At 62.1% G+C, this 22005-nt stretch carries 19 protein-coding genes; 13 read left to right on the top strand and 6 right to left on the bottom strand.

Annotation, left to right across the window (positions count from 1 at the left end):
- The first annotated feature begins 13 nt into the window (after positions 1-13).
- Positions 14-205 (top strand): hypothetical protein, encoded by a 192-nt coding sequence (locus J2X43_RS06715; RefSeq protein ID WP_112538087.1) that lies wholly within the window; start codon positions 14-16, stop codon positions 203-205.
- 41 nt (positions 206-246) lie between these two features.
- Here the strand turns inward: J2X43_RS06715 and J2X43_RS06710 are convergent, their stop codons facing one another.
- Positions 247-561: a type II toxin-antitoxin system RelE/ParE family toxin gene (locus J2X43_RS06710; RefSeq protein ID WP_310292337.1), complete on the bottom strand. Its 315-nt coding sequence runs from the start codon at positions 559-561 to the stop codon at positions 247-249.
- Between the two features lie 5 nt (positions 562-566).
- Complete coding sequence (locus J2X43_RS06705) at positions 567-839, bottom strand: hypothetical protein (RefSeq protein WP_310292334.1); 273 nt, start codon at positions 837-839, stop codon at positions 567-569.
- 102 nt (positions 840-941) lie between these two features.
- On the opposite strand from J2X43_RS06705, the gene J2X43_RS06700 reads away from it, so the two are divergent.
- From J2X43_RS06700 to J2X43_RS06665, 8 genes are all read left to right on the top strand, one after another.
- Entirely contained in the window at positions 942-1901 is a 960-nt protein-coding gene (locus J2X43_RS06700) for a glycine--tRNA ligase subunit alpha (RefSeq protein WP_112390529.1), read from the top strand.
- Between the two features lie 104 nt (positions 1902-2005).
- Positions 2006-2557, top strand: a complete 552-nt coding sequence (locus tag J2X43_RS06695; RefSeq protein ID WP_112518686.1) for a LemA family protein — start codon at positions 2006-2008, stop codon at positions 2555-2557.
- Positions 2558-2631: 74 nt separating this feature from the next.
- Complete coding sequence (locus J2X43_RS06690) at positions 2632-3894, top strand: 3-phosphoshikimate 1-carboxyvinyltransferase (RefSeq protein WP_310292331.1); 1263 nt, start codon at positions 2632-2634, stop codon at positions 3892-3894.
- Between the two features lie 40 nt (positions 3895-3934).
- Entirely contained in the window at positions 3935-5869 is a 1935-nt protein-coding gene (locus tag J2X43_RS06685) for a DUF2207 domain-containing protein (protein WP_310292329.1), read from the top strand.
- 234 nt (positions 5870-6103) lie between these two features.
- Positions 6104-7375 (top strand): phosphoribosylamine--glycine ligase, encoded by a 1272-nt coding sequence (gene purD, locus J2X43_RS06680; RefSeq protein WP_310292327.1) that lies wholly within the window; start codon positions 6104-6106, stop codon positions 7373-7375.
- Between the two features lie 108 nt (positions 7376-7483).
- Positions 7484-7951 (top strand): plant virulence effector HPE1-like domain-containing protein, encoded by a 468-nt coding sequence (locus J2X43_RS06675; protein ID WP_310292324.1) that lies wholly within the window; start codon positions 7484-7486, stop codon positions 7949-7951.
- Between the two features lie 345 nt (positions 7952-8296).
- Positions 8297-10114: a methyl-accepting chemotaxis protein gene (locus J2X43_RS06670; protein WP_310292320.1), complete on the top strand. Its 1818-nt coding sequence runs from the start codon at positions 8297-8299 to the stop codon at positions 10112-10114.
- 266 nt (positions 10115-10380) lie between these two features.
- Positions 10381-12204 carry a methyl-accepting chemotaxis protein gene (locus J2X43_RS06665; protein ID WP_310292317.1) on the top strand — a complete coding sequence of 608 codons (1824 nt, stop codon included), beginning with the start codon at positions 10381-10383 and terminating at the stop codon, positions 12202-12204.
- Positions 12205-12288: 84 nt separating this feature from the next.
- On the opposite strand, the gene J2X43_RS06660 is transcribed toward J2X43_RS06665, so the two are convergent.
- Positions 12289-13203, bottom strand: a complete 915-nt coding sequence (locus J2X43_RS06660; protein ID WP_310292314.1) for a LysR family transcriptional regulator — start codon at positions 13201-13203, stop codon at positions 12289-12291.
- A gap of 96 nt (positions 13204-13299) precedes the next feature.
- On the opposite strand from J2X43_RS06660, the gene J2X43_RS06655 reads away from it, so the two are divergent.
- Positions 13300-13512, top strand: a complete 213-nt coding sequence (locus J2X43_RS06655; protein WP_112386501.1) for a tautomerase family protein — start codon at positions 13300-13302, stop codon at positions 13510-13512.
- Between the two features lie 37 nt (positions 13513-13549).
- Here J2X43_RS06655 and J2X43_RS06650 read toward each other — a convergent pair whose 3' ends face one another.
- From J2X43_RS06650 to glyS, 3 genes are all read right to left on the bottom strand, one after another.
- A complete protein-coding gene (locus tag J2X43_RS06650; protein WP_405049568.1) occupies positions 13550-13936 on the bottom strand; it encodes a cupin domain-containing protein in 387 nt (128 codons plus the stop codon).
- Between the two features lie 65 nt (positions 13937-14001).
- Positions 14002-14907 (bottom strand): hypothetical protein, encoded by a 906-nt coding sequence (locus J2X43_RS06645; protein ID WP_310292311.1) that lies wholly within the window; start codon positions 14905-14907, stop codon positions 14002-14004.
- Positions 14908-15018: 111 nt separating this feature from the next.
- Positions 15019-17214, bottom strand: a complete 2196-nt coding sequence (gene glyS, locus J2X43_RS06640; RefSeq protein WP_310292309.1) for a glycine--tRNA ligase subunit beta — start codon at positions 17212-17214, stop codon at positions 15019-15021.
- A gap of 391 nt (positions 17215-17605) precedes the next feature.
- On the opposite strand from glyS, the gene J2X43_RS06635 reads away from it, so the two are divergent.
- From J2X43_RS06635 to J2X43_RS06625, 3 genes are all read left to right on the top strand, one after another.
- Positions 17606-19912, top strand: a complete 2307-nt coding sequence (locus J2X43_RS06635) for a Tex family protein (protein ID WP_310292306.1) — start codon at positions 17606-17608, stop codon at positions 19910-19912.
- Between the two features lie 134 nt (positions 19913-20046).
- Positions 20047-21306 carry a cyclopropane-fatty-acyl-phospholipid synthase family protein gene (locus J2X43_RS06630; protein WP_310292304.1) on the top strand — a complete coding sequence of 420 codons (1260 nt, stop codon included), beginning with the start codon at positions 20047-20049 and terminating at the stop codon, positions 21304-21306.
- Between the two features lie 53 nt (positions 21307-21359).
- A complete protein-coding gene (locus tag J2X43_RS06625; protein WP_310292302.1) occupies positions 21360-21941 on the top strand; it encodes a histidine phosphatase family protein in 582 nt (193 codons plus the stop codon).
- Positions 21942-22005: the final 64 nt, after the last annotated feature.

The following is a 22005-nucleotide window of genomic DNA, read 5'->3' as shown; positions in this document are numbered from 1 at the left end:
GGAACGAGGGGCAATGGCGCAGCTTTTTACTGTTATCATCCTGATATGCGCCGGCTGGTGGCTCTACCGCCGCTTCATCTCCGACGCCCAACGCCTGCAGGAAAAATCCCGCCGCGCTGAAAAGGAACGCCAGACGGGCGCTGTCGGCACGCTGGTGAAGGATCCGGTGACGGGGGAGTACAGGGTGAAGCGGGAGGAGGAGTGAGTTCGGATAGCTCCGACGCCAACTCCCGGAGGACTTCGGATCTAGCGGCGTTCGCGAACCGCAGCTTGCCAATCCGAGCCGGCATAGCTGACACAGATGATGTGCACTTGCTTCGTCTCGTCATCGACAGCAAAACAGACCACGGACTTCGGTGAAGCCTGAATTGCCCTGAGCCCGGGGTAAAGATCGCTTCGCACCGTCCCGATGTGGGGATAATCCGCCAGCCGGTCGATGAAATCGACGATCTCGTCGACCTTGCGGTTTGCAACCTCAATCCCGGCGTAATCGGCAACAAGCTCGGCGACGCCAAGAAGGTCGCCTTCCACGAGCGGATGCTGCGTGATCGTGTATGCCATGCGGCCTATTCACCGCGCTTCTGAGCGAGCCGCTCCTTGATCCGCTTGGCAATGACCTCGCCATCCCAAGGCAGAAACTGATCCCGCGGCAATTCCATCCGCCGCCGGATTTCATCCGCCATTCCCGCAACCGGATCGCTGTCGCTCTCCTCCAGCCGCAGCCGCGCCAGCCCTTCGCCGATGACGTCGGACACGCTCGGAAAGCGGCCAGCCTCGACCAGTTCCTCGGCAAAGCGGAGGTCTTCATCCGATAGCGTCACGGTCGTCTTGACGTTCATGGCCTGCATCCGTTCGAAACCATTGCGATCATACGTTATCTATTGACCCTTGTCCCCCGCCGTGGCACCTGTCCCGGCAAAATAAGCAACCGGTGACTTCCCATGTCTGCATCGATCCCCGACCATATGAACCCGAAGCGCTCCTTCCAGGCGCTGATCCTGACCCTGCATAACTACTGGGCGGACAAGGGTTGTGCGGTCTTGCAGCCCTACGACATGGAAGTCGGCGCCGGTACCTTCCATCCGGCAACCACGCTGCGCGCGCTCGGCCCGAAGCCGTGGAAGGCTGCCTATGTCCAGCCGTCACGCCGCCCGTCCGATGGCCGCTACGGTGAAAACCCGAACCGCCTGCAGCACTACTACCAGTATCAGGTCATCCTGAAGCCGAACCCGCCGAACCTGCAGGAGCTTTATCTCGGTTCGCTGGCGGCGATCGGCCTCGATCCGCTGCTGCACGATATCCGTTTCGTCGAGGATGACTGGGAAAGCCCGACGCTGGGTGCCTGGGGTCTCGGCTGGGAATGCTGGTGCGACGGCATGGAAGTCTCGCAGTTCACCTATTTCCAGCAGGTCTGCGGTCTCGAATGCTCGCCGGTCGCGGGCGAACTGACCTATGGTCTCGAGCGCCTGGCCATGTATGTCCAGGGCGTCGACAACGTCTACGACCTGAACTTCAACGGCCGCGATGGCGACGAGAAGATCAGCTATGGCGACGTCTTCCTGCAGGCCGAGCAGGAATATTCCCGCCACAATTTCGAATTCGCCAATACAGAGATGCTGCACCGCCACTTCATCGATGCCGAGAAGGAATGCCAGGCGCTGCTCGCCGCCGGCGCCCCCGGCGACAGCGACAATCACCGCCTCCACAAATGTGTCTTCCCGGCCTACGACCAGTGCATCAAGGCCTCCCACGTCTTCAACCTGCTCGATGCCCGCGGCGTGATCTCGGTCACCGAACGCCAGGGCTACATCCTGCGCGTCCGCACGCTGGCCAAGGCCTGCGGCGAAGCGTTTCTGCTGACGGATGCCGGTGGGGTCAATCTCGCGAAAGACGCCGCGTAAATCACGGCTTTGGGGAGCTCACGATCGCGTGAGTTCCCGGATGACAATTCTTCGCAACATGCATAGTCTCCCCGCAACTCTATTTCCGTTGCGGGGGATTCTTGATGTACATCATACTTGGCCTGATCGTCCTGATCGCCCTCTATGCCATTTTCATCTATAACGGCCTCGTCCGCGCCCGGCAGATGGCTGAAGAAGCCTGGTCGGGCATCGATGTTCAGCTGAAGCGCCGTGCCGATCTGATCCCGAACCTGATCGAGACGGTCAAGGGCTACGCCACCCACGAAAAGAGCACGCTGGAAGAGGTCGTCGCGCTGCGCAACAAGGCGCAGGCGGTTCCCGCCGGTGACGTAGCCGGCAGGGCGCAGGCGGAAGGGCTGCTTGGGGCCGCACTTGGCCGGGTCATCGCGCTTGCCGAGGCCTATCCGGATCTGAAGGCGAACACGAACTTCGCCGAGCTGCAGACCTCGCTGGAAACCATGGAAAGCGAAATCCAGATGGCCCGCCGTTATTATAACGGCGCCGCCCGGGATCTGAACGTCAAGGTCGAGAGCTTCCCGTCCAATCTGGTTGCCGGTCAGTTCGGTTTCCAGAAGAAGGAATATTTCGAGATCACCAACGAGGCCGATCGCGCCGTCCCGACGGTCAAATTCTGACGTTTGTCTTTGCGCAAAAGCTGCTATGAGCAGGCCGGTCACGGCTTAAGCGTAATGGACGGAATACAATCGTCATGGGTACAGACAAGAAACTCACCATCATCCCGGTCAAGGCGCCGCTCGAAGGCCGCGCGGTGCCTCCCGGTTCCAAGTCGATCACCAACCGGGCGCTGCTGCTTGCCGGTCTTGCCAAGGGTACCAGCCGGCTGACCGGCGCGCTGAAAAGCGACGATACCCGTTATATGGCCGAAGCCCTGCGCGCCATGGGTGTTCAGATCGACGAGCCCGATGACACCAGCTTCGTCGTCACTGGCAACGGCAAGCTGCTGGCGCCGAAGGAGCCGCTGTTTCTCGGCAACGCCGGAACCGCCACCCGCTTTCTGACGGCTGCCGCCGCGCTCGTCGATGGCACTGTTGTCGTCGATGGCGACCAGCACATGCGCAAGCGGCCGATCGGCCCGCTGGTCGATGCGCTGCGCACGCTCGGCATCGATGCCAGCACGGCAACGGGTTGCCCGCCGGTGACCGTCAACGGCACCGGCACGTTCGATGCTACCCGCATCGAGATCGATGGCGGTCTGTCCAGCCAGTATGTCTCGGCCCTCTTGATGATGGCGGCGGGCGGCGACAAGCCCGTCACGATCGAGCTGCTCGGCGAGGATATCGGCGCCGTTGGCTATATCGACCTCACGACCTCGGCCATGCGCGCCTTCGGCGCCAAGGTCGAGAAGACCAGCGAGGTCACCTGGCGCGTCGAGCCGACCGGCTATACGGCTGCCGACTACGTCATCGAGCCGGATGCGTCGGCTGCGACCTATTTCTGGGCCGCCGAAGTGCTGACCTCGGGCAAGATCGATCTCGGCGTTCCCAATGCCGCCTTCACCCAGCCGGATGCGAAGGCCTACGACGTCATAGCCAAGTTCCCGAACCTGCCGGCCGAAATCGACGGCTCGCAGATGCAGGATGCGGTGCCGACGCTCGCCGTCCTCGCCGCCTTCAACAACACGCCCGTCCGTTTCGTCGGCATCGCCAATCTGCGCGTCAAGGAATGTGACCGCATCCGCGCGCTGTCGACGGGCCTGACGCAGATCCGCGCCGATCTGGCACGCGAGGAAGGCGACGACCTGATCGTCAATGCCGATCCGAAGCTTGCCGGTCAGCACCTGCCGGCGTCGATCGATACCTTCGCCGACCACCGCATCGCCATGAGCTTTGCGCTGGCCGGGCTGAAGATCGACGGCATCACCATTCTGGATCCGGATTGCGTCGGCAAGACGGTTCCGGCCTATTGGCGCATGCTGGCAGCACTCGGCGTGACCTACGCCAACGAAAGTTGAGATAGCAAAGCGGCATCTGCCGCGATCGGGGAGGGGTGGAATGATCCTGCGGTCTTTGGGTGTGTGCCTGGCGTTGTTTATGGCGCTGACGGTGCGCACGGCACTCGGCGCGGAGATCATCTCCTCCTTCAATTCCGATATCCGGCTGGAGAAGAGCGGGGCGATGACGGTGGCCGAGACCATCACCGTCAATGCCGAAGGCAATCGCATCCGCCGCGGCATCTTCCGCGATTTCCCGCTGACCTTCACCGATGAGAACGGCCGCCTTCGCAGCGTCGATTTCGACGTCGTTTCGGTGACCCGTGACGGCAATGACGAACCCTGGAAGACGGAATCGATCTCCGGCGGCATCCGCATCTATGCCGGTTCCGAAGACGTGATGCTCTCGCCCGGCCGCCATCAATATGTCTTCACCTACCGCACGAACCGGCAGATCCGCTATTTCCCCGATCATGACGAGCTTTACTGGAACGTCACCGGCAACGGCTGGATCTTCCCGATCATGGCCGCCACCGCGACGGTCAATCTGCCTGATGGTGTCAGCGCTACAGACACCAATTTCTTCACCGGCCGGCTCGGCGCCAAGGACAAGAACGCACGCGTCTCCGGCACCAACACGCGCCCGGTCTTTTCCACGACGCAGCCGCTGAACGCCGAGGAGGGACTGACGATTGCCGTCAAGTTCCCGAAGGGCGCCATCGATCCACCGAGCGAATCCGATCAGAACATGTGGTGGCTGAAGGATAACCGCGATTACTTCATCGGCTTCGGCGGCCTCATCCTGGTCTTCCTCTATTACACCCGCTCCTGGCTGAGGGTCGGGCGCGATCCGGCCCGCGGTGTCGTCGTGCCGCGCTGGGATGCGCCAGACAATATCTCGCCTGCGTTGGTCAATTACATCGACAACAAGGGCTTCTCCGGCCAGGGCTGGACGGCGCTGTCGGCGAGCGCGCTGAACCTTGCGGTGCGCGGCTTCGTCGTGCTTGAGGATCTCAAGCAGTCGATCGTCATCCGCCGCACCGACAAGCCCAATGTCGGCCAAAAATTCGAGGCGGGGGAGGCAAGCCTGCTGAATGCCGTTGGCAGCCGGGGATCGCTGACCATCGACAAGGCCAATGGCGAGCGAGTGAAATCCGTCGGCCAGAATTTCCGCTCGGCGATCGAGCGCGAGCATCGCGGCAAATATTACAACGCCAATACCGGCTATGTGACCGGCGGCGTCGTGCTCAGTGTTGCGGTGCTGATCATTCTCTTCGTCTTCGGCTCGCTGCAGCCGGATACGATCGCGCTGATGATCATCCCGATCGCCGTCGTCGCCTTCCTCTCACTCTTCGTTGCCGGTTTCGCAAAATCTTTCCGGCGCGGCCATTCGCTCGGCTCGAAAATCATGTCGGTCGTGGCGATCGGCATCGGCGGTTTCGTCGGCTTCAGCATCGTTTCCTCGTTGGCGCTTGCTCTATTCTCCTCGCTGATGGAGCTTCACGAAACGCCGATGCTCTTCGCGGTCGGCGGCATCGTCTTCCTCAACATGCTCTATGTCTTCATCATGGGCGCCCCGACCGCGCTCGGCGCCAAGATGATGGATGGCATTGATGGTCTCCGGCAGTATCTGACGCTCGCCGAGAAAGACCGGATGAACATGGCGGGTGCGCCGGAGATGTCGCCCCAGCATTTCGAAAAGCTCCTGCCCTATGCGGTGGCGCTCGGGGTCGAAAAGCCCTGGAGCCGGACCTTCGAGACCTGGCTGGCCGCCGCCGCAGCCGGTGCTGCCGCCGCCTATGCGCCCGCCTGGTATTCCGGCAATTTCAACAGCGGCAGTTTTTCGGATCGCATCGGCGGCTTCTCGTCCTCGATGGCCTCCACCATCGCCTCGACGATCCCGAGCCCACCGCCTTCGAGCTCGTCCTCGGGCTTTTCCGGCGGTGGCGGCTCGTCCGGTGGCGGCGGAGGTGGCGGTGGTGGTGGGGGCTGGTAGAGTCGTTTAGGTTCTACAGTGTAGCCCCCTCATCCGCCCTTCGGGCACCTTCTCCCCGGGAGAAGGGGAGTTGCCGCACCGTCTCCGATCCCTTCTCCCCAGCGGGGAGAAGGTGGCCCGGTAGGGCCGGATGAGGGGGCCGCGCGGCACAGAGGAGCCTATTAATCACCCCAACACTTGACCTTTCGCCCCGCTCCGCTTAACCGCCAAGCGGAAAACGGAAAGGGATCGCGCATGAAGGTTCTGTTGATCGGTTCGGGCGGCCGCGAGCATGCTCTCGCCTGGAAGCTGGCGCAGTCGCCACTGCTGACGGAACTCCATGCAGCGCCCGGCAATCCCGGCATTGCCGAGCATGCGGTCCTCGCCCCCATCAATACCGAAGACCAGGACGCGGTCATCGCCTTCTGCCGCGACAAGGCGATCGATTTCGTCGTCGTCGGCCCCGAAGCGCCCTTGGTCGCCGGATTAGCCGGTACGCTCCGCGCTGCCGGTTTCAAGGTCTTTGGCCCGTCCGCGGCCGCTGCCCAGCTCGAGGGATCCAAGGGTTTCACCAAGGATATCTGTGCCCGCTACGATATCCCGACCGGCGCCTATCAGCGTTTCAACAACGCGCCGAAGGCCAAGGCCTATATCCGCGAGCAGGGCGCCCCGATCGTCGTCAAGGCCGATGGCCTGGCAGCCGGCAAGGGTGTGACCGTGGCAATGACCGTCGATGAGGCGCTGGCCGCCGTCGACGACTGTTTCGAAGGCGCCTTCGGCGCTGCCGGTGCGGAAGTCGTGGTCGAGGCCTATCTCGATGGCGAGGAAGCGAGCTTCTTCTGCCTGTCCGATGGCAAGCATGCGCTGGCGCTGGCGACGGCCCAGGATCACAAGCGCGTCGGCGAGGGCGATACCGGCATCAATACCGGCGGCATGGGTGCCTATTCTCCGGCACCTGTGATGACCGAAGAGATGGTCGAGCGCACGATGAAGGAAATCATCGAGCCGACCATGCGCGGCATGGCCGAAAGCGGCTATCCGTTCCAGGGCGTCTTCTTTGCCGGTCTGATGATCACCGCCAAGGGCCCGGAACTGATCGAATACAACGTCCGCTTCGGCGATCCGGAATGCCAGGTGCTGATGATGCGCCTGAAGAGCGATCTGCTGCCGTTGCTGCTGGCCTGCGCCGACGGCACGCTGGATCAGGCAAGTGCCGAATGGAGCGACGATCCGGCGCTCACGGTTGTGATGGCCTCGAAGGGCTATCCGGGTTCCTATGACAAGAACACGCCGATCGCCTCAATCCCGGAAGCGGGCGAGGGGGCCAAGGTCTTCCATGCCGGCACGGCGCTGAAGGACGGCCAGCTGGTTGCCACCGGTGGCCGCGTACTCAACGTCACGGCAACGGGCACCAGCGTCAGCGATGCCAAGCGCCATGCCTATGCGCTGCTCGATCAGGTCGAGTGGGACAACGGTTTCTGCCGCCGTGATATCGGCTGGCGCGCGGTCGAGCGCGAAAATACTTAAGAGCTGGCTCGAAATCGGGTCAGTTCGCTAAATTTTTACCCTTTCCCCTGACCGGATGGAAATAAAGACGCGCTATTCTCCTGTTCATAGTCAGGCGGAGTAGCGTTCATGCGTCAGTTCATCCTCGGTGCGGCAATCGCCCTTATCGCCGGTTCGGCAATGGCATCGTCCATCGATGTCATCAAGCCAACCGCGCCTGAAGGCAATGGCAGCATTCTCAAGGAAACCTGCACCAGCTGCCCGCCGCTTGCCGTCGCCGAACGCAAGAAGGATTACACTGTTCCGACCCTGGCGTCCGGTTCGCTTCAGGCGAGCGAGCTGCGCGATGTCGGCGGCGAAAAGAAGCTCTACCGCACCGAAGGCTGGATGGGCGGATCGCCCGTGGTCTTCGTCACCAAGGCAACGCCCGAAGTCCTGCAGGCTTTCGACAAGAGTGCCACGCCCGCAGAAGGCATCGATCCTACCGCCACGACCTCGGTCATCGGCCTCGACGCCAAGCCGGCCACGGCAGGTATGACGGCAGAGACGGAACAAACCGCGCCGTTGGACATTTCCTCCTTCAAGCTGCGCATGTAGCAGCAAAAAGTTCCCTGCCCCTGACCCGGTCAAGGTTTGATCGCTGGGGTCCGCTTAGCGCGGATTGAATGCGCTCCTGAGAGAAGCAGGGGCGCATTCTTTATTTTGATTGAATGATAAATTACGCATACAACGCATGCGCTTATGCGAAAAAACGGGACTCATAATTGACCGTTCCGCGCGCCGATATCGTTAAGGCATCGTTTAACCATTCACCATAATTCTAGCCACCGGAGGCCGGAGCGAGCATGATTGCGCTTGCTGAAAGTGCGTGGTGACACGTGCAAAGGACGGGAGTTTCCCGATCCGGTGTTTTATAAATTTCACCACTTTCGCGAGACAATTATGAAAAAGCTTAAAATTGCCCATCAGCTTTTTGCTCTTGTCGGTGTCCTCATGGCGGCCTTCGCGGTTGCCACCTATTTCCAGATCCGCACAACGTCGGAATCCATCTACGAAGACCGCTTCGATCTGCTGCGTACGCAGGTCGAGTCCGGCATCTCCATCCTGAACACCTATTATGAGCGTGAGAAGGCTGGCGAGATGACGCATGAGGCCGCCCAGGCCGAGGCGTTCAAGGTTCTCTCCAAGGTCAAGTTCGACCCGAACGGCTATCTCTTCGGCTTCGACTACAACGTCTTCCAGCGCTTCCATCCAAGCCCGGTCAATATCGGCAAGGACATGAGCGGCCAGGTCGACAAGCGCGGTACCCATTTCAGCAAGGAAATGGTCGAAAAGGGCAAGGCCGGCGGCGGCGAGACGATCTATTTCTGGAGCAAGCCCGGTCAGCCGGAGACGGAAGTATTCCTGAAGGGTGCCTATTCCAAGGCCTTCGATCCCTGGCAGCTGGTCGTCGGCTGTGGTGTCTATTTCGATGACCTGCAGGCGCAGATCGACGCGACGCTGTGGAAGGCCTTCATCGCTTGCGGCATCGTCTTCCTCGCCGGCATCGGCGCGGCGTTCTACTTCATCCGCGGCATTTCCAAACCGCTCAAGGATGTCCACGAAGCACTTGAGGCCGTTGCCAACGAGCGCGTCGATGCAAAGATCCCGCATACCGAACTCAACAACGAAGTCGGCATGATGGCCCGCGCCACGCGGTCGCTGCAGGAAAAGGTTCGCGAACGTCACGCCATGACCGAGCGTGAAGCGGTTCAGCAGCTCGAGCTCGAGAGCGAGCGCGAAAGCAACCAGCGCAGCCAGCGCGATGAAGCTCTCGCACAGACGCGTGTCGTCACCACCATCGGCCAGGCGCTGGAACAGATCGCTCAGGGTGACCTGACCGTCCGTTGCGGCGACATCGGTCAGAAATACGCAGCCCTCCGCGACAATTTCAACGAGGCTCTCTCGCACCTCGAGGCGGCCATGGCCAAGGTCAGTGCCAAGGGCGGCGATATCGGCATGGCGAAGGAAGAAATCCGCCGTGCATCCGGTGAACTGTCGCAGCGCACTGAGCGTCAGGCTGCCAGCCTGGAAGAAACCTCGGCTGCTCTCGACGAGCTCACCGTTGCCGTTCGCCAGACGGCGGAAGGCGCCCACGAAGCCAGCAAACGGGTTCATGCCGTCAGCACCGAAGCCAGCCGCAGCGACGCGGTTGTTACAGAAGCGATCAGCGCGATGAGCGGTATCGAGAAGTCTTCCGACGAGATCGGCAAGATCATCGGCGTCATCGACGAGATCGCCTTCCAGACCAACCTGCTGGCTCTGAACGCCGGTGTCGAGGCAGCGCGTGCCGGTGAATCCGGTAAGGGCTTTGCGGTCGTCGCTCAGGAAGTTCGCGAACTGGCCCAGCGCTCTGCCGCTGCCGCCAAGGAGATCAAGGATCAGATCGCCCGCTCCTCCAGCCAGGTCGACCAGGGTGTCCGCCTCGTCGGTGAAGCAGGCGAAGCCCTGAAGCGCATCTCCGATCAGATCAAGTCGGCCAACGAAATCGTCGCCAAGATCGCTCACAGCGCTTCCGAACAGGACTCCACGCTGCGCTCGATCTCGTCCTCGATGAACCAGCTGGATGCCGCCACCCAGCAGAACGCTGCGATGGCCGAAGAGACTACCGCTTCGGCTGAAACACTCGCTGCCGATACCGACGAACTGCTCGGCCTGATCCGTGGCTTCCGCATCGGAAACACCCAGCAGGACGTGATCCGCACACGCCGCGCGGCCTGATTTCCGCGCTCCAAAATACGCGATAACAGATGATCTGAAATCACCGGGCAATTGCCCGGTGATTTTGCATAACTATATGATTTAAAATGATTTTATTGTTCGGGAGGCTTGCTTTTTAAGGCTTTTTTAGTCGTTTTTATGCCATTGTCCTCTTGCCGGCCGCAGCATGTTCTTAAGCAGCGGTATAAGCGGTCTTCACGGACTCGCTCGCACAAGCGGTATCAGACCGCGCCGGAACCCTTTCGTCCTTTCCGCTGTGGGGCACCATGAAAAAGCTGAAGATTTCAAAACAACTGATTTTGCTGGTTACCGGATTGATGATCGCCTTTGCGATCGCAACCACTCTGCAGGTCCGGTCCTCGGTCAATGCGATTTACAAGGAGCGTTATGACATGCTCCGGTCGGAGGTCCAGTCGGGCGTTTCCGTCCTCAAACAATACCAGGCGAAGGTCGATGCCGGCGAGATGAAGCTGGAAGACGCCCAGAAGCAGGCTTACGCTACGCTCAACGCCATGAAATACGATCCGGATGGCTATTTCTTCGGCTATAGCTACGACATCCAGATGATGTTCCACTACGACGCCTCGAAGGTCGGGCAGATCAACAAGGGTCAGCCGGACAGCAAGGGCAAGCTCTATCGCGAAGAGCTGGTCAAGCTCGGCCAGCAGGGCGGCGGCCTTGTCGAATACTATTCGACCGCCAAGCCCGGTCAGCCGGCAGGCGATTTCCGCAAGACGGCCTATGCGCTGGCTTTCGATCCCTGGAAGGTGGTGGTCGTCACCGGCGTCTATATGGATGACCTCGACGCCCAGGTGAATGACAAGATCCTCAGCGCTCTATCCGGCAGCCTGATCCTTTCGCTTCTCGCCATCGTTGCGGCCTATCTGGTCATCCGCGGCATCTCGCTGCCGCTGAAGGATGTCCACCAGGCTCTTGAGGCCGTTGCCAACGAGAATGTGTCGATTGCCATTCCGCATACCGGCATGAACAACGAGATCGGCATGATGGCCAAGGCGACGCAGTCGCTGCAAGAAAAGGTGCGCGAACGTCACGCCATGGCCGAACGCGAAGCGGTTCAGGCACTGGCGCTCGAAACGGAGCGCGAGACCAACCTGCGCGGTCAGCAGGACGAAGCGTCGGTTCAGGCTCGCGTCGTCACCACCATTGGCCAGGCACTGGAACAGATCGCCCGCGGCGACCTGACCGTCCGTTGCGCCGATATCGGCCAGAAATACGCAGCCCTGCGCGACAACTTCAACGACGCCCTGTCGCACCTCGAAGCCGCCATGGCCAAGGTCAGCACCAAGGGCAGCGACATCGGTGTCAGCAAGGAAGAAATCCGCCGCGCATCGAACGAACTGTCGCAGCGCACCGAGCGTCAGGCCGCCAGCCTGGAAGAAACCTCGGCTGCTCTCGACGAGCTCACCGTTGCCGTTCGCCAGACGGCGGAAGGCGCCCACGAAGCCAGCCAGCGCGTCCGCGAAGTCAGCACCGAAGCCTCGCGCAGCGATGCCGTGGTCACCGAAGCGATCACCGCCATGAGCGGCATCGAGAAGTCGTCGGATGAAATCGGCAAGATCATCGGCGTCATCGACGAGATCGCCTTCCAGACCAACCTGCTGGCTCTGAACGCCGGTGTTGAAGCGGCACGTGCCGGTGAATCCGGTAAGGGCTTTGCGGTCGTCGCTCAGGAAGTTCGCGAACTGGCCCAACGTTCCGCCGCTGCCGCCAAGGAGATCAAGGATCAGATCGCCCGCTCCTCCAGCCAGGTCGACCAGGGCGTCCGCCTTGTCGGCGAAGCAGGTGAAGCCCTGAAGCGCATTTCCGATCAGATCAAGTCGGCCAACGAAATCGTCGCCAAGATCGCTCACAGCGCCTCCGAACAGGACACCACGCTGCGCTCGATCTCGTCCTCGATGAACCAGCTCGACGCCGCCACCCAGCAGAACGCTGCGATGGCCGAAGAGACCACGGCATCGGCAGAAACACTGGCTGCCGATACCGACGAGTTGCTCGATCTGATCCGCGGCTTCCGCGTCGGCAATGTCGCGCACGCCGCACCGGCGGTTCACCACCGCCGCGCAGCCTGAGTTTTTATTACAGACCTTTTCATCAAGACCAGCATTAGCGGCCGCCGGAGCAATCCGGTGGCCGTGCTCGTTCTCTCGCCACGATCAGCTGCCAGCCGCAACGGGCAGGTCGGCAATGACCGCGCGAAACCAGCGCTGTGCCGGATGCGCGTCATTCCGCCGGTGCCAGGACATGACGAAGGGCACGGGCGCCAGATCGAGAGGCGGCGCCCGGGCGATCAGATTATCCGCCTGGCCGGAGGCCTCGACGACACCTTCCATCAATGTCGCGATCATGTCCGACCGGGCGACCAGCAGTGGCACCGCATACATATGCGGCAGGGTCAGTGCCAAGCGCCGCTTCAGACCCTGCTTGGCGAGAGCCATATCGACATGACCGAAACGGTCGTTCTCAGGCGACACCAGCAGGTGCCCTAGGCTCAGGAAGGTATCGAGATCGAGCGGCGCCTTCGCCAGCGGATGATCCTTGCGCAATATGCAGACGAACCGCTCTTCGAAAAGCGGCTGCGTCAGGATCCGCCCTGCCGATGCCGAGGGAACGCCGATCGTCACATCCGCTTCGCCGGAATCCAGCATGTCCACCGCATCATCGCGGGCGCTGAAATTCCTGACCTGCAGCGTGATGCCAGGCGCGCGTGCCGGAAGCTGCTGTATCAACTGCGGCAGGAGGACGAAGGCCGGATGATCGGACAGCCCGAGCGTGAAGGTGAGGGTAGAGGCCCGCGGCTCGAAGCGCTGCGTGAAGGCAAGTGTCTTCTGGATCTCGGCCAGCGCCTGCTGCAGCGGTCCCGCCAGATCCGTGGCCCGCGGCGTCGGCTGCAGTCCGGCCGGCCCGCGCACGAAAAGCTCGTCCTGAAACAGCGCCCTCAAACGCGAGAGCGCCGCGCTCATTGCCGGCTGCGTCCGCCCGATACGGATGCCTGCCTTGGTGACGCTGCGTTCCTGCATCAGCGCGTCGAAGGCGACAAGCAGGTTGAGATCGATGCCGTGTAAATCCATGTCATGGATGAATGCATATATCGACTATCGATTTCAAGTATGGCGGCACCCGGCATAGCTTATGGTCATTCCAACCACCCAATCAGGGAGACGACCATGCCATTCGCCAATTTCAAGGTCCCGCAGGGCACCATGAGCGCCGAACAGAAGGAAGACCTCATCCACAAGACCACAGCCATCTTCGTCGGCTATTTCGGCGAAGGGGTGCGTCCCTACACGATGGTTCTCGTCGATGAAGTGGTCGATGGCGGCTATGGCCGCGCCGACGAAACCTTCACCATCGCCAAGATGCAGAAGGAGCGGCAGTAGCGCAGTGAGGCTGGCGGGTTGCCGCCAGCCACCCTTCTCAAATCCAGAGGTCGCTCTTCGCCGTCCGCTCGCCGCCTTCCTCGCCGGTGTTCAGCGTGCCGCGCGGCTCGATCAGCAGCATCTTCACCTCGGAAGCGGCGTAGGGCTTATGCTTCAGGCCCTTCGGCACGACATACATCTCGCCGGGGCCGATCGACACGGCACCATCGGGAAAATCGATCCGCAGCACGCCCTCGAGCACGATGAACGCCTCGTCGGTCGTCGGATGGTCGTGCCAGATGAAATCGCCCTCGATGCGGACGATCTTGAACTGGTAGTCGTTGAGTTCCGCAATCACCCGCGGCTGCCATTGGTCGCTGAATTTCGTGAGCTTCTCTGCGAAATTGATAGCGCTATATGTCTTGGTCGGCTGGTCCATGCTCATCTCCATCTTGCCGGGGCAAGTGTAGATCAGGGCTCACAGACCGTCTTGTACATTTGTGCCGGCGTTTACTGCGCCCAGTCGAACGTCAGCGTCTGCAGGTCGAGCCAGGCATTGCCGCCGCCGAAGTTGAATCCCCCCAGATATTCCTCGAACTCGATGTAGTAAGGGCTGATATCGGGGATGTTCTGCGCCGGGCGCATCGAGCCGCCGATATGATCGGGCAGGTGATCCGCCGCCCAGGCATGCTCGCGGTAATTCTCTTCCTCGACCTCGTCGCCTTCCCAGTAATAGAAGGCCTGGTATCCCGTTTCGGCCGCCGCCCACTCGTCGCGCGGCGCGATACCGGCATTCGGGTCTTCGCCGCGCGGCGTGATGTCGAGGGCGCGGTTATAGGCGAGGTCGGCATGCTCGGTGTCGCCGAGCATCTGCAGCAACCCGTAATTCTCGGTCTGATCGTCGAGATAGACCGCAGCCGCGCCCCGCGCCAGCCATTCGGGGCGCCGAATGCGGTCACGATATGCGTTGGGCCGGAGACGCGGCGGCTGGCAGAAGGGCGCGTTGAATTCCTCCTCGGTCAGCAGGATCACCGCATGCGAGCGCCCGAGGAAATCCGCCATCCGGTGAAGGCGGGGATGGCGAAGCCGCTCGCTCATCCAGAAGGGATAGAGATCGCCATCGCCAGGCTCGCTGGCATCAGGATCGGCAATCAGCGCCGCAATCTCGGCGACACGCCCCTCGTCTTCGTTATGAGCGCTGCCGAAGAAGGAGAGGGCAACGATATCGGCCCCGAAGCCGCGATATTCAGGCGGCAGCACCAGCGTGAAGCCGTGCTGCAGCGGATAGCCGGTATTGGCATCCAGCGGCCACTGTTCCTCGACGATTCCAGGCGGCAGGCCGAAACACCAGCCACCGCCGCGCGGCCCTTCCTCCGAAACCGATTGCGGGAGGACTTCGATATTATAGGCCTTCACCCGTCTCTCCCAACGTCATCCTCGGGCTTGTCCCGAGGATCTGCAGTTTCACGATCCGGTTCGCTCGGTAGATCATCGGGACAGGCCCGAGGATGACGGCTCGACGCCGAGTTATCCAGCAATCTTCGAGAAGTCGGCCACGGTGCCGGTCGCTTCGCGGATCAGGCGTAGCAGTGCCAGACGGTTGGCGCGTACCGCCGCGTCCTCGTCGTTGACCAGCACGTCCTCGAAGAACCGGTCGACAGGGGAGCGCAGCTTCGACAGCGCGGCCATCGCCGAGCGGAAGTCCTCGTTGACGATCGCAGCCGAAGCCTCGGCAGAGGCATGGGCGACGGCTGCATGGAGTTCCTTCTCGGCATCGAGCTTCAGGAGCGCTTCCGAGACTCCATTGGCAACGACGGTGCCCTTCTTCTCTTCGGCGGCGAGCAGCTGGGTAGCGCGTTTGGTGCCGGCCAAGAGGTTCTTGCCGTCCTCGGAGGTGATGAAGGCGGTCAGCGCCTCGACGCGGCGGGCAACCATCAACATGTCGTCCGTCTCCGGCGTCAGCACGGCATCGATCAGGTCATAACGCGCGCCCTGATCGCGCAGATAGACCTTGAGGCGATCGTGGAAGAACGACAGCAGGTCGAGCTGACGCGACAGGTCCACGCCTTGCTCAGCCCTCGGTACGCCGGCCTTGTCGGCGATGTCGTCATCGATCCGGCCCATATGGCTGACGATGCGCGGCAGCAGCGTCAGGCGGACGTTCCGCTCCAGAATGATGCGGATGACGCCGAGTGCGGCGCGGCGCAGCGCGAACGGGTCCTTGGAGCCGGTCGGCTTCTCATCGACCGCCCAGAAGCCGATCAGCGTGTCGAGCTTGTCGGCCAGCGCCACGCTGATGGCGATCTTGTCTTCAGGCACACGGTCGGACGGGCCCTGCGGCTTGTAGTGGTCCTCGATAGCGGTCGAAACAGCGCTGTCTTCGCCCTGCAGCACCGCATATTTGCGGCCCATGACGCCCTGCAGTTCCGGGAACTCGCCGACGGCTTCGGTGCGCAGATCCGCCTTGGCGAGCACGACTGCCCGGTCGACGAGCTTGTGGTCGGCGCTGAGCGGAAAGGCGATCTTCGCAGCCATCGCCCGCATGCGCTGCACCCGCTCGCCCTGCGTCCCAAGCTTTGCCTGGAAGGTGACGTTGAGTGCATCGAGCTTCGCCATGCGCTGGTCGAGCGGCTTCTTGAGGTCGAGATCGAACGCCTTGGCCGAGGCTTCCAGCGTCTCAAGATCGGGCAGGTTGCCCTGGTCGCGCTTCCAGAAATGCAGCGCGTCGGAGAGGCGGGCGCGCACGACCTTGGCGTTGCCGTGGATGATTTCCTTGCCGCCGTCGGTCGCCTCGATGTTGGAAATCAGGATGAACTTGTTCGAAAGCGTCTCCTCACCCTGTTTGCGGGTGACGAAGCACTTCTGGTTCGTCTTGATCGTCAGGCGGATGATCTCGGAAGGGATCGACAGATAGTCTTCCTCGAAGGCGCCCATCAGCACCTGCGGCCATTCGACGAGACCGGAAACTTCTTCCAGAAGGCCTTCGTCCTCGACCAGTTCAAGGCCGCTGGCAAAGGCCAGATTGGCGGCGTCGGAAGCGATGATCTCCTTGCGGCGCTCGGCATCGAGAATGACCTTGGCCTTCTCCAGATTGGCGACGTAGTCGTCGAAGCGCCGGACGGTGATCGCGGCAGGCGCATGGAAGCGGTGGCCATAGGTGATGTTCGAAGCGACGATGCCTTCGATTTCGAACGGAATGACCGTGGTTTCTTCATGCTCGGTGCCGAAAGTGCAGACGATCGACTGCAGCGGGCGCACCCAGCGCAGCGAGCCGGGCTTGGCGGACGCCTTGCCCCAGCGCATCGGCTTCGGCCACGGGAAGTCGCGGATGATGCCGGGCATCACGCCGGCGATGATCTCTTCAGCGTCACGGCCCGGTCGCGAGATGACGGCGACATAGAAATCGCCCTTCTTCGGGTCGCTCTGCACCTGTGCCTCCGAAATCGAAGAGAGCCCGGCGCTGCGCAGAAAGCCTTCGATCGCCTTTTCGTTGGCGTCGGTGCGCGGGCCCTTCTTCTCCTCGCGCACATCGGCGGAGCGCGCCGTCAGGCCGCGGATATCGAGCGTCAGGCGGCGCGGCGTCCAGTATTCGCGCGCACCCTCATAGGAAAGACCGGCTTCGACAAGCGCATCGGTAACGAGCTTCTTCAGGTCGCCGGCAGCCTTGCGCTGCAGACGGGCCGGAATTTCCTCGGAGCGGAGTTCTAGAAGCAGATCAGGCATGTCACTTTTCCTTGCGTCACCGGGTCCGGGACGGTCCAAAACGGTCGCCTCTGCTACCAAAGAATGCCGCATCTGCACAACCGCAAAAACGCCGCGCGGTGGGGCATTTCGCTACGTTGTGCCGTGGATGCCCCCTCTGCCCTGCCGGGCATCTCCCCCCACAGGTGGGGAGATTGGCTGGGCGCGCCCGCTCGTTCCGACCTTGATTGTTTGGGGAGATGCGCGCAACGAGTCGATCTCCCTCCTTGTGGGGGAGATGCCCGGCAGGGCAGAGGGGGTGGCGCCACAAACGCTGACGTCGCCTTTCCACTGTGGAAACCGCCCTCGGGCATTGCCTTGCCGTTTTTCGCCGCTATGGTCCGCCAACTTTTGTCAACGATCAGGGAATCCCATGGCCGCAGACCTTCGCTCGCTCTCCGCCGTCATCGCCTCGGAAATCAACGCCCGGCCGGATCAGGCCAAGGCGGCGATCGAGTTGCTGGACGAGGGCGCGACGGTTCCCTTCATCGCCCGCTACCGCAAGGAAGTGACCGGCGGCCTCGACGATACGCAGCTTAGAAACCTCGCCGAGCGCCTGGTCTATCTGCGCGAACTTGAAGCGCGCCGCGACACCATCGTCGAATCCATCAACTCGCAGGGCAAGATGACCGACGAGCTGATGGGCAAGCTTTCGGGCGCCGCCACCAAGGCCGAGCTCGAAGACCTCTATCTGCCCTACAAGCCGAAGCGCCGCACCCGCGCCGAGATTGCCCGCGAGCGCGGCCTCGGGCCGCTCGCCGAAGCGATCCTCGCCGACCGGGCAAAGGAGCCGGCAACGCTGGCCGAAGGTTACATCACCGCCGACGTCCCCGATGTGAAGACGGCGCAGGAAGGCGCCCGCGATATCGTCGCCGAAGGCATTGCCGAAAATGCCGATCTGCTCGGCAAGCTGCGCGCCCATATGCGCAGTGCCGCACTCCTGAAAGCCAAGGTCGTCGATGGTAAGCAGGCGGCGGGCGAAAAGTTCTCCGACTATTTCGACCATTCCGAACGCTGGGCAACCGCCTCCGGCCACCGCGTGCTCGCCATGCTGCGCGGCTGGAACGAGGAAGTGCTGACGCTGACGATCGAGGCCGATGCCGAGACCGCATCGCCGAACAAGCCGGTCGAGCGGATGATCGCCATCGCCTACGAGATCGGCGATTCCCGCCCGGGCGACCGCTGGCTGCTCGATGTCGCCACCTGGACCTGGCGCGTCAAACTCTCCATGTCGCTGTCGCTCGACCTGATGCGTGAGCTGCGCGAGCGTGCCGAGGAAGAGGCGATCCACGTCTTCGCCCGCAATCTTAAGGATCTGCTGCTCGCGGCCCCCGCCGGATCCCGCGCCACGATGGGCCTCGACCCGGGCATCCGCACCGGCGTCAAGGTCGCTGTCGTCGATGGCACCGGCAAGGTGGTCGCCACCTCCACCGTCTATCCGTTCCAGCCGAGAAACGATGTGCGCGGCGCCCAGGTCGAGCTCGCTTCGCTGATCCGCAAGCACAATGTCGAGCTGATCTCGATCGGCAACGGCACCGGCAGCCGCGAGACCGAAAAGCTGGTGGCCGACATGCTGGCCGAGCTTCCGGGCACGAAGCCCACCAAGGTCATCGTCTCCGAAGCGGGGGCCTCCGTCTATTCGGCATCGGCGACCGCTGCCGCCGAATTCCCCGATCTCGACGTCTCCTTACGCGGCGCCGTCTCCATCGCCCGCCGCCTGCAGGATCCGCTGGCCGAACTCGTCAAGATCGAGCCGAAGTCGATCGGCGTCGGCCAGTATCAGCACGATGTCGATCAGGGCAAACTCTCCCGCTCGCTCGATGCCGTCGTCGAAGATGCCGTCAATGCCGTCGGCGTCGATCTGAATACCGCGTCGGCGCCGCTGCTGTCGCGCGTTTCCGGCCTCAGCCGCTCGATCGCCGATTCCATCGTCGTCCACCGCGATCAGAACGGCCCCTTTGCAAGCCGCAAGGATCTCTTGAAGGTCGCCCGTCTTGGCGGCCGCACCTTCGAACAGGCGGCGGGCTTCCTGCGTATCCGCGATGGCAAGGAGCCGCTCGACGCTTCCTCGGTCCATCCGGAAGCCTATGGCGTCGCCAAGAAGATCGTCGCCGCCTGCGGCCGCGATCTGCGCTCGCTGATGGGCGACAGCGTCCTCTTGAAGGGGCTCGATCCGCGCAAGTTCATTGACGAACAGTTCGGCCTGCCGACCGTCAAGGACATCATCTCGGAGCTGGAAAAGCCCGGCCGCGACCCGCGCCCGAGCTTCAAGACCGCGACCTTCGCCGAAGGCGTCAACGAGATCTCCGACCTGAAGCCCGGCATGATGCTCGAGGGCACGGTCACCAATGTCGCGGCCTTCGGCGCTTTCGTCGATATCGGCGTGCATCAGGATGGCCTTGTCCACGTTTCGCAGCTCGCCGACCGCTTCGTGAAGGATCCGCATGAGGTCGTCAAAGCCGGTGATGTCGTGAAAGTCCGCGTCGTCGAGGTCGATGCCAAGCGCAAACGCATCGCTCTTTCGATGCGCAAGGACGATGGCACAGCACCCCCGCCGCGAGGCGAGCAGCGGACGAACAACGCGCCCCGGTCGCAGAATTCTTCCCGCCCTGCGCCGTCAAAACCCGAGAGCCAAGGCGCTTTTGGCGCCGCGCTGGCCGAAGCAATGAAGCGAAAATAAGCACTTAGGGCTGATATTTGCAAAAATGTCACACTTTGGCAGCGTTGTTGCCAAAGTGCTAAACTGTGCGCTTGTCAGACACGAGAGAGCTATTAAGTTGATGTGACCGTCCTGTCACATTGCGAGGCCTCATCATGGCGTCGGGATTCCTGTCGATTGTCCAGAAAATCATCCGCAAGGGTAACTTGAAGCTTACACTCGCCAACGGCGAGACACATACGGTCGGTGATGGCAGCGGCGATCTGGTCGCCGTCCGCATCGCCGATGAAGAGGCGGAAAAGCTGATCCGCCGCGACCCCACCCTCAAGCTCGGCGAAATGTATATGGATGGCCGGTTCATTCTTGAACACGGCAACATCTACGACTTCCTCGCCATGGTGAAGCAGAACACCACCAACGAGATCTTTGACATTCCGATGGCGGCGCTTCTCATCGGCCGCATCGCCCTGCAGCAGCTGAAGAGCCGTCTGCCGGTCAATCACAACAAGCGCAACGTCGCCCATCACTATGATCTGTCGGAGCGGCTGTTCGAGCTGTTCCTGGATGAGGACTGGCAATATTCCTGCGCCTATTTCGATCCGCCGGGCATCAGCCTGGAGGAAGCGCAGGTCGCCAAGAAGCGCCATATCGCCGCCAAGATGCTGCTGCAGCCGAACCAGCGCGTGCTGGAGATCGGCTCCGGCTGGGGCGGCATGGGCCTCTATATCGCCGAGGCGACACCGGGTCTCGATCATACCGGCATCACGCTGAGCGAAGAGCAGCTGAAGATCTCGCGCGACCGCGCCGAAAAGCGCGGCCTTGCCGATCGCGTCCGCTTCGAGCTGCAGGATTACCGGACGATGCGGGCCAAGCCCTTCGACCGCATCGTCTCCGTCGGCATGTTCGAGCATGTCGGCATCGGCAATTTCGCCAATTATTTCCGTAAAGTGCACGAACTTCTGGCTGATGACGGCGTCATGCTCCTGCATTCGATCGCGCGCCCGAAACCGAGCTTCGCCACCAACGCCTTCATCGAAAAATATATCTTTCCGCAGGGCTATATCCCCTCGATCGGCGAAACCATTCCGGCGATCGAGAAAGCAGGGCTGCTGGTCCGCGACGTCGAAGTCCTGCCGCTGCATTACGCCTACACGCTGCGCCACTGGCGCGACCGCTTCGTCGCCCACAAGGCCGAGGCAGTGGCGCTCTATGACGAACGCTTCTTCCGCATGTGGGAGTTCTATCTCGCCGGTTCCGAGATCGGCTTCCGCTGGGACGAGCTGTTCATCATGCAGATCCAGATTACCAAGAACCAGTATTCGACGCCCGATAACCGCAATTACATTCCGGCGGCGGAAACGAAGCTGAAGGAATTCGAGGCGGTGCGTCCGCCTTTGGAAAAGATTAGCTTCTGACAATCGAGCGCGGCCATCGAGCCGCGCTTTTCGCTTCAAGGATCATTGTTGTCATGGCCAGCGCCCATCCCGAAATAACCCTGGTGCGTCACGGCGAAACCGAATGGAGCCTGACTGGCCAGCATACCGGCCGCAGCGATATCCCGCTGACCGCCAAGGGCGAAGAAGCCGCCCGCGGCCTCGCCGCCCGTCTCCAGGGCGTTCCGGCATCCGCCGTCTGGTCAAGCCCGTCGCAACGCGCCCGCAACACCTGCAGCCTCGCAGGCTTCGGAGCCAATGCCGTCATCAAGGATGATCTCGCCGAATGGGACTACGGCGCCTATGAAGGCATCACCACAAAGGAAATCCTGAAAACCCGCCCAGGCTGGCAGCTCTTCCGCGACGGCTGCCCCAACGGCGAAACCGCGGCCGACACCGGCACCCGCGCCGGCCGCATCATCGCCGAACTGCGCGCGCTCAACGCCCCGGTCCTGATCTTCTCCAGCTCCCATTTCCTGCGCGTGCTGGCCGCCCGCTGGCTCGGCCTGCCGCCTGAGGACGGATCGAAATTCGTGCTGGATACGGCGAGCATCAGCGTCCTCGGCTACGAGCACGACCTGACCGAGCCGGTGATCCGGCGGTGGAATGGGCGGTAGGCCTGGCCTCTTTTTTGACTGATCTCCACGACTCAGTTTGATTGGTTGTATTGGCTGCAGGGGA

Source organism: Rhizobium sp. BE258, assembly GCF_031457345.1.
Taxonomy (GTDB): Bacteria; Pseudomonadota; Alphaproteobacteria; order Rhizobiales; family Rhizobiaceae; genus Rhizobium.
The sequence above is the reverse complement of the archived record's forward strand: the minus strand, read 5'-3'. Positions and strand labels throughout refer to the sequence as shown.